The 15,186-nt window shown below is 65.8% G+C and carries 14 protein-coding genes and 1 tRNA gene; 9 read left to right on the forward strand and 6 right to left on the reverse strand.

Features of this window, described 5'->3' with window-relative positions; genetic code table 11:
* Nucleotides 1–53 precede the first annotated feature (53 nt).
* The 4 genes from ACFSM0_RS08350 to fabI form a co-directional block, all read right to left on the reverse strand.
* Entirely contained in the window at nt 54–1,235 is a 1,182-nt protein-coding gene (locus ACFSM0_RS08350) for an aminotransferase (protein WP_377389205.1), read from the reverse strand.
* A 169-nt stretch (nt 1,236–1,404) separates the two neighbouring features.
* Nucleotides 1,405–1,911 (reverse strand): xanthine phosphoribosyltransferase, encoded by a 507-nt coding sequence (gene gpt / locus ACFSM0_RS08355; protein WP_377389206.1) that lies wholly within the window; start codon nt 1,909–1,911, stop codon nt 1,405–1,407.
* 11 nt (nt 1,912–1,922) lie between these two features.
* Nucleotides 1,923–2,540 (reverse strand): LysE family translocator, encoded by a 618-nt coding sequence (locus ACFSM0_RS08360; protein WP_377389208.1) that lies wholly within the window; start codon nt 2,538–2,540, stop codon nt 1,923–1,925.
* Nucleotides 2,541–2,559: 19 nt separating this feature from the next.
* Complete coding sequence (gene fabI, locus ACFSM0_RS08365; protein WP_377389211.1) at nt 2,560–3,381, reverse strand: enoyl-ACP reductase FabI; 822 nt, start codon at nt 3,379–3,381, stop codon at nt 2,560–2,562.
* Between the two features lie 141 nt (nt 3,382–3,522).
* On the opposite strand from fabI, the gene pdxH reads away from it, so the two are divergent.
* The 6 genes from pdxH to ACFSM0_RS08395 all read left to right on the forward strand — a co-directional run bounded on the left by pdxH (nt 3,523) and on the right by ACFSM0_RS08395 (nt 10,187).
* Nucleotides 3,523–4,158 (forward strand): pyridoxamine 5'-phosphate oxidase, encoded by a 636-nt coding sequence (gene pdxH, locus ACFSM0_RS08370; RefSeq protein ID WP_377389214.1) that lies wholly within the window; start codon nt 3,523–3,525, stop codon nt 4,156–4,158.
* Between the two features lie 182 nt (nt 4,159–4,340).
* Nucleotides 4,341–4,871, forward strand: a complete 531-nt coding sequence (locus tag ACFSM0_RS08375) for a cold-shock protein (RefSeq protein ID WP_377389216.1) — start codon at nt 4,341–4,343, stop codon at nt 4,869–4,871.
* Nucleotides 4,872–4,924: 53 nt separating this feature from the next.
* Nucleotides 4,925–5,353: a DUF192 domain-containing protein gene (locus ACFSM0_RS08380; RefSeq protein ID WP_377389218.1), complete on the forward strand. Its 429-nt coding sequence runs from the start codon at nt 4,925–4,927 to the stop codon at nt 5,351–5,353.
* A gap of 59 nt (nt 5,354–5,412) precedes the next feature.
* A tRNA-Pro gene (locus ACFSM0_RS08385) sits at nt 5,413–5,489 on the forward strand.
* 694 nt (nt 5,490–6,183) lie between these two features.
* On the forward strand, nt 6,184–9,867 hold the full coding sequence (locus tag ACFSM0_RS08390) for a vitamin B12-dependent ribonucleotide reductase (RefSeq protein WP_377389220.1): 3,684 nt from the start codon (nt 6,184–6,186) through the stop codon (nt 9,865–9,867).
* A gap of 74 nt (nt 9,868–9,941) precedes the next feature.
* Nucleotides 9,942–10,187: a hypothetical protein gene (locus ACFSM0_RS08395; RefSeq protein WP_377389222.1), complete on the forward strand. Its 246-nt coding sequence runs from the start codon at nt 9,942–9,944 to the stop codon at nt 10,185–10,187.
* A 140-nt stretch (nt 10,188–10,327) separates the two neighbouring features.
* On the opposite strand, the gene ACFSM0_RS08400 is transcribed toward ACFSM0_RS08395, so the two are convergent.
* Nucleotides 10,328–11,680 (reverse strand): nucleotide sugar dehydrogenase, encoded by a 1,353-nt coding sequence (locus ACFSM0_RS08400; protein WP_377389224.1) that lies wholly within the window; start codon nt 11,678–11,680, stop codon nt 10,328–10,330.
* Between the two features lie 152 nt (nt 11,681–11,832).
* On the opposite strand from ACFSM0_RS08400, the gene ACFSM0_RS08405 reads away from it, so the two are divergent.
* The 3 genes from ACFSM0_RS08405 to ACFSM0_RS08415 are packed head-to-tail and all read left to right on the forward strand — an operon-like array spanning nt 11,833 to nt 14,663.
* A complete protein-coding gene (locus tag ACFSM0_RS08405) occupies nt 11,833–12,786 on the forward strand; it encodes a polysaccharide lyase family 20 protein (protein WP_377389227.1) in 954 nt (317 codons plus the stop codon).
* A gap of 7 nt (nt 12,787–12,793) precedes the next feature.
* Nucleotides 12,794–13,915, forward strand: a complete 1,122-nt coding sequence (locus ACFSM0_RS08410) for a glycosyltransferase family 4 protein (RefSeq protein WP_377389229.1) — start codon at nt 12,794–12,796, stop codon at nt 13,913–13,915.
* The gene (locus tag ACFSM0_RS08415; RefSeq protein WP_377389231.1) at nt 13,908–14,663 is read left to right on the forward strand and encodes a polysaccharide deacetylase family protein; all 756 of its coding nucleotides are present in this window, start codon (nt 13,908–13,910) and stop codon (nt 14,661–14,663) included. Before ACFSM0_RS08410 ends, ACFSM0_RS08415 begins: the two co-directional genes overlap by 8 nt.
* 40 nt (nt 14,664–14,703) lie before the next feature.
* On the opposite strand, the gene ACFSM0_RS08420 is transcribed toward ACFSM0_RS08415, so the two are convergent.
* Nucleotides 14,704–15,180: a cyclic nucleotide-binding domain-containing protein gene (locus tag ACFSM0_RS08420; RefSeq protein ID WP_377389233.1), complete on the reverse strand. Its 477-nt coding sequence runs from the start codon at nt 15,178–15,180 to the stop codon at nt 14,704–14,706.
* Nucleotides 15,181–15,186 lie beyond the last annotated feature (6 nt).

A 15,186-nucleotide genomic window follows, 5' to 3' on the forward strand; every position in this document is an offset into this window, starting at 1 on the left:
CGGTTTTCGGCCTTTCAGGGGTGTTTAGGGCTTCGGGCGCGGAGCCGCAAGGCTCAGGGCGCGAGGGCGGCGAGGCGCCTCATCAATTCGCCGATGGTGGGCGTGTCGATATTGGCAAAAGCGATGCGCAACTGGCGCGCGCCCAAGGGGTCATGGGCGGGCATGAACATCGTGCCGGGCAGCAGCAGGACCGCGGCCTCCCGCACCAGCGCGCGGGCAAAATCGGGGGCGGGCAGGGGGGAGGGATGGGTGACATAGGCGAAATAGGCCCCGCAGCCGAGCAGCTTCCAGCCCTCGAGCGTGGCGAAGCCCCGGGTCATCGCCGCGCGGCGCGCGAGGATCTCGGCGCGCTCGCCCGCGACCCATTGGGCAAGGTTGCGCATGCCCCAGAGCGCGCCGATCTGGCCAAGCTGGCTCGGGCAGATCGCCACGGTGTCGAGAAATTTCTCCACCTCCGCGAGCCGCGCGACAGAGGCGACAATCGCGCCGACGCGGTGGCCGGTGAGCCGGTAGGCCTTGGAGAAGGAATAAAGGTGAATGAGCGTCTCGGCCCAGTCGGGATCGGCAAAAAGATCATGCGGCGCGCCCGAACGGGCGTCAAAATCGCGGTAGGTCTCATCGAGGATCAGCGCAAGGCCGCGCGATCGGGCAAGCTCGTAAAAGGCGCGCACAAGCTCTGCCGGATACTCCACGCCCCCGGGGTTGTTGGGGGTCACGAGCACGATGGCGCGGGTGGCGGGCGTGATCAGGCTTGCGGCGCGGTCCGGGTCCGGCAGCAGGCTCTCGCCGGTGGGGAGCGGCACCGCCTCCACCCCGGCCATGTCGAGCCACATCTTGTGGTTGAAATACCAAGGCGTCGGCAGAAGCACCGCATCGCCCGCGCCCGCAAGCGTGGCAAGGGCCGCGCAAAAGGCCTGGTTGCAGCCCTGCGTGATCGCCACCTGATCGGCGCGGATCTCACCGCCATAAGCCGTCGACCATTGCGCGGCGAGTTCTGCGCGCAACTCCGGCAGGCCGAGCACGGGCCCGTAAAGATGCGCGGCGGGGGTGTCGAGCGCGGCGGTCGCAATGGCTTGGCGCAGCGCCAGCGGCGGGGGCTCGACCGGCGCGGCCTGAGACACGTTGATCAGCGGCCGCTCGGGCGCAAAATGCACCCCCTCAAGCCAGCGCCGCGCCTCCATCACCGGGGGAGCGAAGGTGGCACCAAGCGCGGGGTTGAGCGGGGAAAGGGTCATCGGGGCCTCCGGCAAATGTCGCGCCACCTCACCACCGGGGCGCGCGCTTGGCAAGGGCCGGGAGGGCCGGCCCGCAGCAAAGAAAACGGCGCCCCGAAAGACGCCGTGTCGTTTTCATCTTGCAAAAAATATCCCCGCCGGAGGCCAGCGGCCCGCAGGGCCGCCCCCCTCAATCGGTGCCGCGATAGGGTTGCACATATTGCAGCGCCATATCCCAGGGGAAGAAGATCCAGGTGTCCTGGCTCACCTCGGTGATGAACGTATCCACCTGTAACCGCCCCTTCGGCTTGGCATAGACGGTGGCGAAATGCGCTTTCGGGTAGAGCTTGCGCACCAGCTCCAGCGTCCGCCCCGAGTCGACGAGATCGTCGACGACGAGAATGCCCTCGCCGCCCTCGCCCATCAGCTCATCCTGCGGTGCCTTGATCACCACCGGGTCGGACTGGGTCTGGTGGTTGTAGCCCTTCACCGAGATCGTATCGATCACCCGGATGTTGAGCTCGCGCGCCACAATCGCCGCCGGCACCATGCCGCCGCGGGTGATGCCGACAATGGCGCGCCAGGCGCCGTCGCCGGGCCCCTTGCCATCCAGCCGCCAGGCGAGCGCGCGCGCGTCGCGGTGGAGTTGGTCCCAGCTTACGTGAAAGCCTTTTTCATGCGGCAGGCGCTCGGCCATGCGTGTGCTCCTCAGCTCAGGGCGAGCTTGAGGCCCAAAAGCCCCAGAAGCCCGCCAAAGAAACGGTCGATGACGGTCTTCAACCCGAGATAGACCCGGCGTGCATGGTCGAGCGAAAAGATCCGCGCCACGATCACATTCCAGGCCGCATCATTGAAGAAGACGATGAAGAGGATCACGCCGTAAGCCCAGAGGGCGGCATCCGGCGGAATGAAGGTGAGGAAGATCGTGCCGAAGAAGACCGCCGGTTTCGGGTTGGCGAGCTGCGCCGCGATCCCTTGCCAGACCAGGCCAAGGTTCGAGCGCGCCGAGGTCATTTCGTCCATCCGCGTATCGAGCGGTTCGGGCGCGTGGCGCCACATCTTTACCGCCAGATAGAAGAAATAGCCCGCCCCCGCGAGTTTGAGCACGCTCAAGAGGGCGGGGGCGATCTTGAAGAGAAGCGCAAGGCCGAAGAGGGCGGCCAAGGCCCAGATGCAGGCCCCGAGCCCGATGCCGATGGCCAGCCAGACCCCGCGGGCAAAGCCCTCGCGCAGGCTCGTGCGCACCGAAAGCAGAACCGCCGGCCCCGGCGAGATTGCCGCCGCCAGGTTCACGAAATAGATCGCAAGAAAGGCGGCGAGCGTCATTCTTCCCTCGGGGTTGGGCTCAGTCCTTGCGGCCCGTCACCACGTCGATATCGGGCGCATCCACCGCCTTCATGCCGACGACGTGATAGCCCGCATCCACATGCAGGTTCTCGCCCGTGGTGCCCGAGCCGAGATCGGAGCACAGATAAAGCGCGGCCTTGCCGACCTCTTCCTGTGTCACGTTGCGGCGCAGCGGCGAGTTCAGCTCGTTCCACTTCATGATGTAGCGGAAGTCCCCGATGCCGGAGGCCGCAAGCGTCTTGATCGGCCCGGCCGAGATCGCGTTGCAGCGGATGCCGATCTTGCCAAGATCTTCCGCGATATATTTGACCGAGGCCTCAAGCGCCGCCTTCGCCACGCCCATCACGTTGTAATGCGGCATCACCTGCTCTGCGCCGTAATAGGTCAGCGTGAGCAGCGCGCCGCCGTTCGGCATCAGCTCCGCCGCGCGGGCGCAAACGGCGGTGAAGGAATAGACCGAGATGTCCATCGTCATCGTGAAGTTGCCGCGCGAGGTATCCACATAGCGGCCGCGCAGCTCGTTCTTGTCGGAAAAGCCGATCGCATGGACAACGAAATCCACCGTGCCCCAGGCGTCCTTGATCCCGGCAAAGAGCCCGTCGAGGCTCTCTTCACTTGCGACATCGCATTCAAAGAGAAGCGGCGTGCCGAGCGAGGCGGCGAGCGGCTCGACGCGCTTTTTCAGCGCTTCGCCCTGATAGGAAAAGGCCAGTTCGGCGCCCGCATCGGAGAGCGCCTTGGCGATCCCCCAGGCGATCGACTTGTCATTGGCCAGCCCCATGATGAGACCACGCTTTCCCGCCATAAGGCCCGTCGTCATGTCGGATTCTCCCGCTTCCCTCTGGTAAGTGCGAAAGCATTAGGCGAAGAATGAACGAGCATCAAGGCGGGTTGACGCCGGGGCAGCAGTCCTGTCGTCGCAGCGAGGGCGTGCCCGCAGCCCGACAGGAAGGACAATCGGATGAGCGACAGGACGGGTATTTTCGCGGGGGACGATCCTTTCGCGCTGGCACAGGTCTGGCTCGCCGAAGCCGAAAAGACCGAGATCAACGATCCGAATGCGATCGCGCTTGCCACGGTCGACCCGGAGGGCTTGCCCAATGTGCGGATGGTGCTGCTCAAGGAGATCGAGGGGGGGGAGGCGCCTTCGGGGGGCGCGTTTCTCTTCTACACGAATTACACCTCGGTGAAGGCGCAGGAGATCGGGGCGGAGGGGCCGGGGCAGGGCAAGGCCGCTTTTGTGATGCACTGGAAGAGCCTGCGGCGGCAAATCCGGGTGCGCGGTCTGGTGAGTCGCGAGGACGGGCCGCAGGCGGACGCCTATTATGCGTCGCGTTCGCTCAAGTCGCGGTTGGGCGCCTGGGCATCGCGGCAAAGTGAAGCGCTTTCGTCCCGCGCGGCGCTGATGGCAGAGGTTGCAAAGGTGACGGCCACCCATGGGCCGATGCCTGCGCGGCCGCCATTCTGGGGCGGCTTTCGGATCGTGCCGCTGGAGATAGAGTTCTGGGCAGACGGGGCTTTTCGCTTGCACGACAGGTTTCGCTGGGTGCGCGACGCCCCCGGAACCCCCTGGGAGGTGACGCGGCGTAACCCGTGAAAGCCTGTTCTTATGACGTTTTTCCGAGTGATGCATCGGTGCCGCCATTCGCGCTTCGTGAGTTGCAAACATCCGAACTGATCGGTCTTTTCGGCTTGAATCCGGTCGCAAACCTGTGACAACTGAGACCTGACGCGCGAGAGATCCGAAGGTGGCCCGCGCAAGGGCAAGGACAACGGCGAATGCTGGAAACACACAACAGTGTCCGGGAAATTACCGGGCGCGTTAAATGGTTTGATGCAGGCAAGGGCTTCGGCTTCATCCTCGATGAAGAGGGTGGGCCGGATATTTTGCTGCACGCGAATGTGCTTCGCAACTTCGGTCAGGGCTCCGTGGCAGACAACGCCGGTATCCGGGTGCGCGTGCAGGCGACGCCGCGTGGCGCGCAGGCGGTCGAAGTGCTCGAGATCCTGCCGCCGGAAACGGAAACAAGACTCGCGCCGATCGAAGATCTTGGCGACGCTGATCCCGAGATGGTGGCGGCGCTCCCTTATGAGCCCGCGCGGGTGAAGTGGTTCGACAAGGCCAAGGGATTTGGTTTTGCAAATGTGTTCGGTCGGCCTGAAGATGTGTTCATCCATGTCGAGGTGCTGCGCCGCTCGGGGTTTGCCGATTTGGCGCCGGGGGAAGCGGTATGTTTGCGGGTGATCGAGGGGCGGCGGGGCCGCATGGCGGCGCAGGTCGCAAGCTGGGAAGCGGCGCTGCGCGCCTGATCTGTCTGACAGTCTCTCTCTTGAGTGCCGGGGCGGCCTGGGCCGGGCCTTGTGTGCCTGAATCTCGCACGCCCGCCGCTCTGGCTGCGGCGCGCGCGACGGGCGGACTTGGCGCGCTGTGCATCCTTGACGGGCAGGGCGCGGCCCTTGCAGGGGTCCGCGTCGAAATTGCCGATGATGCGCAGGAACGTGCCCAGGGGCTGATGGGGCGCACCGCGCTGCCGCCGGGCACCGGAATGCTTTTCGTTTACGACCAGGCGCAGGTGGTCGCGTTCTGGATGCACGACACGCTCATCCCGCTCGACATGATCTTCATTGATGCGTCGGGGCGGATCGCGCGGATCAATGCGCACGCCCGCCCGCTCGACGAGACCCCGATCCCCTCCGGCGGACCGGTGCAATATGTGCTCGAACTGGGCGGCGGGCAGGCCGCGGCGCTGGGGCTGGCGCCGGGGTTTGCGGTCGCCCCGCTCCTGCCCTGAGATCCTCCCCCGAGATTTCTGCTTTTCAGCACCGCGCCCTGCCGCTAGAGAGAGCGCGTCGGGGCGTAGCGCAGCCTGGTAGCGCGTCTGTTTTGGGTACAGAAGGTCGTGAGTTCGAATCTCGCCGCCCCGACCATCCCGCTGATCGGCCCTTCGTGCGCCAGTAAACCCCGAAAAATGCCGCGACTCGGCGCCCCATCCTTATTTGCGGCCCATCCATCAAAAGGATAGGTCTACCACATATAGTATGGGCCGAGCCCGCGGGCGGGGGCTGTATATTGTGGTGTGAGCGGGCCGGAGGCGCGAATCCCCCACCGCAGTTTGAAGCGTCTTTTGCTCTCTTTTTCCGCGCTTTGGCGCGGAACTGTGGCAGATCGGCCCCACTGCAGCCGCCGCCAGGCCCGGGCGCGGTCCGTGCTCAAATTCTCCACAAGATATTGGGGGGCTGTGGATGATTTCAGGATTTTCGGCAACTTTGACGTGTAAAAGGGTGCGCAGAAAGGGAAATTCGCGCCTTCCCGAGCTGCGCCGCGACCTTGCCGGATGTGGAAGAATCTGGGCGGAAAATCCGCCATCCCCCGTCAACCGAAAAACGCATCTGGAATTGGTGAAAATTGCGTTGACGCTGCCCGCTGCACGCGGCAGGTTGTGGGACGTCGTAAGTTGAGCCACCAGATCTAGTGTGGCAGCTCAAGCGAGACAGCCAATCAAAACGGTCGGCCGCCAGGCACGACCCGCAATTGCGAGATCCCGGGCAGGGGATTTGCAAGCGGGTCTTCTAGGCGTCTCAAGACCGAAACGAGACCACGAACGCACCAAGGGACGGGCAGATGAAGATCGAACGCAAGTTCACCTCGGCGGAAAGCGGCGCCTATGGCGCGATTGCCTTCACCACCACCACCTCGGAGATCCGCAACCCGGATGGCAAGATCGTGTTCCACAACGATTGCGTCGAGGTTCCCGAGCAGTTCAGCCAGGTTGCCGCCGATGTGATGGCGCAGAAATACTTCCGCAAGGCGGGCGTTCCGGCCGCGCTCAAGCGGGTCAAGGAAGAGGGCATGCCCGAATTCCTGTGGCGCTCCGTCCCCGACACTGCGGCGCTTGAAAAGATGGCCGAGGAAGACCGCTTCATCGGCGAGAGCTCCGCCAAGCAGGTCTATGACCGGATGGCGGGCGCCTGGGCCTATTGGGGCTGGAAGGGCGGCTATTTCACCACCGAGGAAGACGCCCGCGCCTATTACGACGAGATGCGCTACATGCTCGCGGCGCAGATGGCGGCGCCGAACTCGCCGCAATGGTTCAACACCGGGCTGCACTGGGCTTACGGCATCGACGGGCCGAGCCAAGGCCATTACTACGTTGATTTCATGTCGGGCAAGCTCGTGAAATCGGCCTCGGCCTATGAGCATCCGCAACCCCATGCCTGCTTCATCCAATCGGTGAAGGACGACCTCGTGGGCGAGGGCGGCATCATGGATCTGTGGGTGCGCGAGGCGCGGCTGTTCAAATACGGCTCCGGCACCGGCACCAACTTCTCGAGCTTGCGCGCCGAGGGCGAGAAGCTCTCGGGCGGGGGCAAATCCTCCGGCCTGATGGGGTTCCTCAAAATCGGCGACCGCGCGGCCGGCGCGATCAAATCGGGCGGCACCACGCGGCGCGCCGCGAAAATGGTGATCTGCGACATGGATCACCCCGATATCGAAGAATTCGTGAACTGGAAGGTGATCGAAGAGCAAAAGGTTGCCTCGCTCGTTGCCGGCTCGAAAATGCACGAACGCGAGCTGAACCGGATCTTCGAGGCGATCCGCAGCTTCGACGGCTCTGAGGGCGGGCGCGTCGATCCGGCGGTGAACGAGGGGCTCAAGGCGGCGATCCGCTCCGCCAAGAAGGCGATGATCCCGGAGACCTATATCAACCGCGTGCTGCAATATGCGCGGCAGGGCTTCACCTCGATCGAATTTCCGACCTATGACACCGATTGGGACAGCGATGCCTATATCTCGGTGTCGGGGCAAAACTCGAACAACTCGGTGCGCGTCACCAACGCCTTCCTGAAGGCGGTGAAGGACGACGCGGATTGGGAGCTTCTGCGCCGCACCGATGGCAAGGTGGCCAAGGTCATCAAGGCGCGCGATCTGTGGGATCAGGTGGGCCATGCCGCCTGGGCCTGCGCCGACCCCGGCATCCAGTTCCATGACACGGTCAACGAGTGGCACACCTGCCCCGAAGACGGGCCGATCCGCGGCTCGAACCCGTGCTCGGAATACATGTTCCTCGACGATACCGCCTGCAACCTCGCCTCGATGAACCTGCTGACCTTCTTCAAGGGCGGCGAGTTCGATGCGGAAGCCTATATCCACGCCACCCGGCTCTGGACGGTCACGCTTGAGATCTCGGTGACGATGGCGCAATTCCCGTCCAAGGAAATCGCGCAGCGCTCCTATGATTTCCGCACGCTGGGCCTTGGCTATGCCAATATCGGCGGGCTTTTGATGAACATGGGCCTTGGCTATGACAGCGATGAGGGCCGCGCGCTGTGCGGGGCGCTGACCGCGATCATGACCGGTATCGCCTATGCAACCTCGGCCGAGATGGCGGCCGAACTCGGCGCCTTTCCGAGCTATGCGAAAAACGCCAGGCACATGCTGCGCGTGATCCGCAACCACCGCGCCGCGGCGCATGGCAATGGCATCTATGAGGGCCTGCAGGTGCCGCCCGTCGCGCTCGATGCGCCGAACTGCCCCGATCAGGGCCTGATCGCGCTTGCCAAGATGGCCTGGGATGAGGCGCTCGCGCTTGGCGAGGCGCATGGCTACCGCAATGCGCAGGTCTCGGTGATTGCCCCGACCGGCACGATCGGCCTTGTGATGGATTGCGACACCACCGGCATCGAGCCCGATTTCGCGCTGGTGAAATTCAAGAAGCTCGCGGGCGGCGGCTATTTCAAGATCATCAACCGCTCGGTGCCGGGCGCGCTCGAAACGCTTGGCTATTCCTCTGCGCAAATCGCCGAGATCATCGCCTATGCGGTGGGCCATGGCAGCTTGGGCAATTGCCCCGGCATCAACCACACCGCGCTGATCGGCCATGGCTTCGGCCCGCGCGAGATCGAGAAGATCGAGGCGGCGCTGCCCTCGGCCTTCGACATCCGCTTCGTCTTCAACCAATGGACGCTGGGTGAGGAATTCTGCACCAAAACCCTTGGCATCCCGGCCGAGAAGCTGAGCGACCCGACCTTCGACATGCTGCGCCATCTGGGCTTCACCCGCGCGCAGATCGAGGCGGCGAATGACCATGTTTGCGGCACGATGACCCTTGAGGGCGCGCCCTTCCTCAAATCCGCGCATCTGGGCGTGTTCGACTGCGCCAATGCCTGCGGCAAGAAGGGCAAGCGCTATCTGAACGTGGAGAGCCACATCCGCATGATGGCGGCGGCGCAAAGCTTCATCTCCGGCGCGATCTCGAAAACCATCAACATGGCCAACAGCGCGAGCATCGAGGATGTGAAGGCGGCCTATGAGCTTTCGTGGAGCCTCGGCATCAAGGCCAATGCGCTTTACCGCGACGGCTCGAAGCTTTCCCAACCGCTCGCTGCGGCGCTGGTGGAAGACGATGAGGAAGCCGAAGAGATCCTTGCCACCGGCAGCCAGGCCGAAAAGGCCGCCGTGCTGGCCGAAAAGGTGGTCGAGAAGATCATCGTGAAAGAGATCGTGCGCTCGCACCGCGAAAAGCTGCCCGATCGCCGCAAGGGCTACACGCAAAAAGCCGTTGTCGGCGGCCACAAGGTCTATCTGCGCACCGGCGAATATGGCGATGGTTCCTTGGGCGAGATCTTCATCGACATGCACAAGGAAGGCGCGGGCTTCCGCGCGATGATGAACAACTTCGCCATCGCGGTTTCGGTGGGCCTGCAATATGGCGTGCCGCTGGAAGAGTTTGTCGACGCCTTCACCTTCACCAAATTCGAGCCCGCGGGCATGGTGCAGGGCAATGACAGCATCAAGAACGCGACCTCGATACTGGACTATGTGTTCCGCGAACTGGCGGTGAGCTATCTCGACCGCACCGATCTGGCCCACATCAAGCCGCAGGGCACGATGTTTGACGATCTGGGCGGCGGCAAGGACGAGGGCAAGCGCTCCAATGTCGAGCCGGTGAGCGAGAGCGCGGCCTCGAAATCGCTCGAAGTGCTGCGCCAGATCTCCTCGAGCGGCTATCTGCGCAAGCGGCTGCCGCAGGAGCTTGTGGTGCTCAAGGGCGGCATGGGCGGGCTGGACCCGGTTGCCGCGCTCAACACGCTGGTGCCCGAGACGGCCATGGCCGTGGGGGCGAATGTGGCGGTGACAAGCTCGACTGCGGTGGCCTCCGGCGTGGTGTCGATGGATGCGCGCGCCAAGGCGAAGATGCAGGGCTACGAGGGTGAGGCCTGCGGCGAATGCGGCAACTACACGCTCGTGCGCAACGGCACCTGCATGAAGTGCAACACCTGCGGCGCCACGAGCGGCTGCAGCTGAGACAGAACGGGGCCGCGCGCCAGGTGCGGCCTGCCGATCCCCTGACGTTCCTGAAAGCTTAGAGAGACCCTGCCGTGCATCTGATCGTTGGCACCAAGACCCTGCCCGAAGTGGCGCTGCGCCCCATCCCCGGCGGCTATGAAGCCGAGGCGAAGGGCGAGGCGCTGCGGCGGCTGATTGATGCGAGCTTTGGCGGCGCCACGATCGAGGTGACGGGCGCGGGCCTGCCGCTTGCGGGGCTCGATGTGACCGATATCCGCATGGCGGGCGCCACCACCACGGTGACGCTGATGCATGCCGGTGCGCGCGCGCTGCACTGAGACCGAGATCCGGGGCAGGTGCGCTTGCCCCAGACGTCGAGAAGGCCCAGGCGAAACCAAAACCTCGGGCACCAATGAAGAGCCTGATCGACGAACCTGGCCCCTGTCCGCAAGGACGGGGGCCTTTTCATCGGGGCAGATCAGGCCTTGAAGATATGCGCGCCCTCCAGCCCGTGCTTGCGCATGGCATTGCGGGTGTCGAGCACAAGCGCCGCCTCGGCCACAAGCGCGTAATCGACCGCGTCGTGATCGGTGGCGATCAGCACCGCATCGAGCCCGGCCACGGTTTCGGGGGTGAGCGGGGTCGAGCAGCGGCCCTCGAAATGGCCGTAAGCGCGGGTGCGCGGAATCGCGGCCACATGCGGGTCGTGATAGAGCACCTCGGTGCCGCGGTCTTCGAGCAGATGAATGAGCTTCAGCGCCGGGCTCTCGCGCATGTCGGGCACGTTCTTCTTGTAGGCAACGCCCAGCACCAGCACCCGCGACCGGCTCAGCGCCTTGCCCGCATGCCGGTCGAGCGCCTCGGCAAGCCGGTCGACCACATAATGCGGCATCGCGGCGTTGATCTCGCCCGCAAGCTCGATGAACCGGGTCGGCAGCTCGAACTCGCGCGATTTCCATGTGAGATAGAACGGGTCGATCGGGATGCAGTGCCCGCCAAGGCCCGGCCCCGGATAAAAGGGCATGAAGCCGAAGGGCTTGGTTTTCGCCGCCTCGATCACCTCCCAGATGTCGATCCCCATCGCGTCGTAGACCACCTTCAACTCGTTCACGAGCGCGATGTTGACGGCCCGAAACACGTTTTCGGTGATTTTCACCGCTTCGGCGGTGGCATTGGTCGAGACCGGCACGATCCGCTCCAGCGCCGCGCCGTAAAAGGCCGCGACCAGCGCGCGCGCCGCCGCCCCGTCGCCCGAGACCACTTTCGGGATCGTTGCGGTGGTGAAATCGCGGTTGCCGGGGTCTTCGCGTTCGGGCGAGAAGCCAAGGAAGAATTCCTGCCCGGAGACAAGGCCGCCCGCCTGCAGGATCGGGCGCAGCACCTCGTCGGTGGTGCCGGGCCATGTGGTCGATTCGAGGATGATCAACTGGCCCGGGCGCAGCGTGCGCGCCACGGCGCGGGTGGTCTCTTCGACAAAGCTCAGGTCCGGGTCACGATGTTTTGAGAGCGGCGTCGGCACGCAGATCGCGATCACATCGCACTCGGAAAGCCGCGCGAGATCTGCGGTCGCCTCAAGCTGGCCCGCGCTCACGAGCGGGCCCAGAACCTCCGAGGGGACCGCCTCGATATAGCTCGCACCACGTGCGATCTGTGCCACCTTGGGGGGGTCTATATCAAAGCCTGTAACGCTGTAACCGGCGCGGGCAAGCGTCACCGCGAGCGGCAGCCCGACATAGCCGAGCCCGATCACGCCGGCGCGCGCCTTTCGGGTCGTGATCCGGTCCATCAAGGTTGCGGCGAGGGGCGAGAGCGGTTCGGAAAGGTCTTGCATGGGATGTCCTGAGCTGGTGGGTCCGACTTGGAAGTTCGGCGCGGGCGTGTCAAGCTGACCCGAGGGCAGGAACCTGAAACAACGGCCGAGGTTGCATGAAGTCACCAGATTTATCCGTTCGGGCAGCCGCGCTGCGCCGGATCGCTCGGGTGTTGGCTCTGGCGTTGCTTGCGGGGGGGCCCCTCACGCAGACGGTGTCCGCCGGGCCAGACCCGGCGGCACGGCTTTTGCGTGACGGCTTCGAGGGCGGGGCGTTTTCTCCGCAGAGCGGCCTTTATTACCGCGACAATGCCGAGCAGCGCGCGGGAAGCTACCGCTTCGTGCAGGAGGGGGCGCGGGACGGGCAGGGGGCGCTTGAGCTCAGGGTTGTGCCGCATTGCGCGCCCGACGCCCTGCGCTGCAGCGAGCGTGCCGAGGTCTGGCAAGATACCCGCAACCGCGTGCCCTACGAGGAAGGCGTCTGGACCGCGCTCTCGATGCGGCTTGGCGCGCCGGTGCCGCAAGATGATCACCGCTATGTCATGATGCAATGGAAGCGCGAAATTCGCCCGGGGGCAGAGGGCGATTTCAGTCCGTTTCTGGCGCTCAGGATGCGCGCGGGCGTGCTCTTCGCCACGATCGAGAGCAATTATCACCCGCCCCGGCCGGGGCTGCCCCGGCCAGAAAAGGGGCAATGCCCGCGCGGGCTGGTGCCGGTCTGGCTGCGGCCGGACACCGGGCAGATGCGCTTTTTGGTGGCGGTGGGCGCGGGCTGGCGGCCAGAACTCGCGCGTGAATTCGACCGCTGCAGCGATGCGTTGCGGCTCAGCGGCCCCGGGTTCCTGCCCGCCGCGCGCCCGATCTGGCACGATTACCTCTTTTACACCCGGCCCGGGCCGGAGGGAGGCGGGCGCATCGAGCTTGTCGTTGACGGGCGGCGGGTGGTGCGCGCGGAGGGGGTGATCGGCGCTGCGGGCAAGGGGCTGGGCAAGCACCAGTATTTCAAGTTCGGCCCTTACCGCGACGCGCATCAAAGCCCCTGGACGCTCTATTTTGACAGTTTCGCGCGCGGGCCTGCCTGCCGCGCTGTGGCCCCGGCTTCGGTCTGCGCGGGGCTGGGCGAATAAGGTGAGCATGCCTGCCCCCCCGCCGTGCCGGACCATCGCGTTTTACGCGCCGCTGAAAGCGCCCGACCATCCGGTGGCCTCGGGCGACCGGCTGATGGCGCGGCAGTTGATGGCGGCGCTTGCGGCGACGGGGGCGGAGGTGGGGCTCGCCTCCTCCTTGCGCGCCTTTCTGCCGCGCTCAGAGGACCGCGCGGCGCTCGAGCGCCTTGAGACGGAGGCCGCGGCCGAGCGCGCCCGCATCGCGGCGCTTTGGGAGCGCGCGGGCCCGCCCGATCTGTGGTTTTGCTACCACCCCTATTACAAGGCGCCAGATCTGATCGGCCCGCCGCTCGCGGCCCGGTTCGGCCTGCCCTGGGTCAGCGCCGAGGCCTCGCTGTCGGCGCGTCGCAATATCGGGCTCTGGGCCGAGACGCAGGGGCGCATGCGCAGCGCGCTGCTTGGCGCGGGGATGAATTTTGCCCTCACCGCGCGCGATGCAGCCGGGCTCCATGCGGGGGCGCCGGGGCTTGCGCTGATGCGGCTCCATCCGTTTCTGGAACTGGCGGCGCTGCCGCCGCCCGCGCCGCTTGCCGGGCGCCGCATCGTCACCGTGGCGATGATGCGCGCGGGCGACAAGATGGAGAGCTACCGCGCCCTGGCGCAGGCGCTCGCGCATCTGCCTGCAGGCGCGGACTGGGCGCTCACCGTGGTGGGGGACGGGCCGATGCGCGCCGAGGTGGAGGCGCTTTTGCCGCCGGGCCGGGTGCGCTTTTCCGGTGCGCTGCCCCCCGAGGGGGTGCGCGCAGAACTGGCGGCGGCGGATGTCTATCTCTGGCCCGGCTGCGGTGAGGCCTATGGGCTTGCCTATCTGGAGGCGCAGGCCGCGGGGCTGCCGGTCGTTGGCTGGGCAACCGCGGGGGTGCCCGAAGTGGTGGCGGCGGGGGAGACGGGGCTCTTGAGCCCGCCCGGCGATGTGGCGGCGCTCGCGCGTGATCTGGCGCGGCTTCTCGACGATCCCGCGCTGAAGCGGCAGATGGGGGCGGCGGCCCGGGCGCGGGTGCTCGCGCGCCATGCCCGGCCCCGCGCGGTGGCAGATCTGGCGCGCGGGCTTGCCTGCGCGATGAAAGGCAAGGAGAACGCCGATGGATGAGGGAAAACGGCGGGCGATCGAGGCGCTTTCTGCGCGTGCCGCCGCCGGGCGACCGCTGCGGCTGTGGTGGCGCGACGACGATGCGGTGGCGCCGAGCGCCCCGCTCGACCGGCTTCTCGATCTTGTGGCAGGCCACGGGCTGCCGCTCACGCTTGCGGTGATCCCCGCGCCCGAGGGGGCGGCGCCGAGCGGGCCCGCGCTTGCCGAGCGGCTGGCGGGGGAAGCGGGCGTGCGCGTCGCGCCGCATGGCTACAGCCACGCCAATCACGCCGGGCCGCAGGAAAAGAAATGCGAGCTTGGTCCGGCGCGCCCGGCCGAGAGCGTGCTTGAGGAGCTTGCCCGCGGTCATGCGCAGCTTCGCGCGCTGCACCCTGAGCGCTGCCTCGCGCTCCTTGTGCCGCCGTGGAACCGGATCGCGCCCGCGGTCCGTGCCGGGCTCGGGGCGGCGGGGTTCAAGGCGCTTTCCACCTTTGGCGTGCCCAAAGGGCAGGGGCCGGTGGCGCAGATCAACACCCATCTCGACATCATGGACTGGCACGGCACGCGCTCCCTGCGCGCCCCCGACACGCTCTGGCGAGACCTTGCGGCCCTGGCGCAGACGGATCTGCCCTATGCCGGGCTTTTGACGCATCATCTTGTGCATGATGCGGCCTGCTGGGCGTTCTTGGAAGAGTTCGCGGCACTCACAACGCAAGCCGGCGCGCAATGGGTTGGCGCGGAGCGGTTGCTTGCGGAGCTTGAAGGATAAAAGCCGCCCCCTCGGGAGAGGCGGCGTCAGCCGGCGGGGGTCAGTGCGCCTTGCGGATCTGGTCGAAGTAATCCGAGGCGGCGCCGGGCGCGATCACGCCATTGGCGTTGAGTTGCGCCCCAAGCGCCTTCATGATCTTTTCGCTGCTTTTCGGGCAGGAGGCCATCAGTTTCATGAAGCAGCGCGAGTTCAGTCGCAGCGCCTCGATCTCGGTGCGGGCGGTGACGGTGGCGGCATAGGGCGCGTCCTGGATCATCGAACTCTGCCCGACAATCGCCACGCCGGCCTCTGATCCGCGCTTGATGATATGGCTACCGTCGCTGGCCTTGTGCACATCGACCTCGCCCGAGAGGATCACATAGGCGCCCTCGTTGGTCTCGCCTTCACGAAAAATCACATCTCCGGGGGAAAATGCTTCCCGGTCTGATGCAAAACACAGCATCCGCAGCCGGGAGGGGTCCACCCCTGAGAGCAGCGGCAGCTTGCCGATCAGTTCGACTTCATCGCGAAACAGCATGAAAGT

It is taken from the genome of Rhodobacter lacus, from assembly GCF_042683065.1.
GTDB classification, from domain to species: Bacteria; Pseudomonadota; Alphaproteobacteria; order Rhodobacterales; family Rhodobacteraceae; genus Rhodobacter; species Rhodobacter lacus.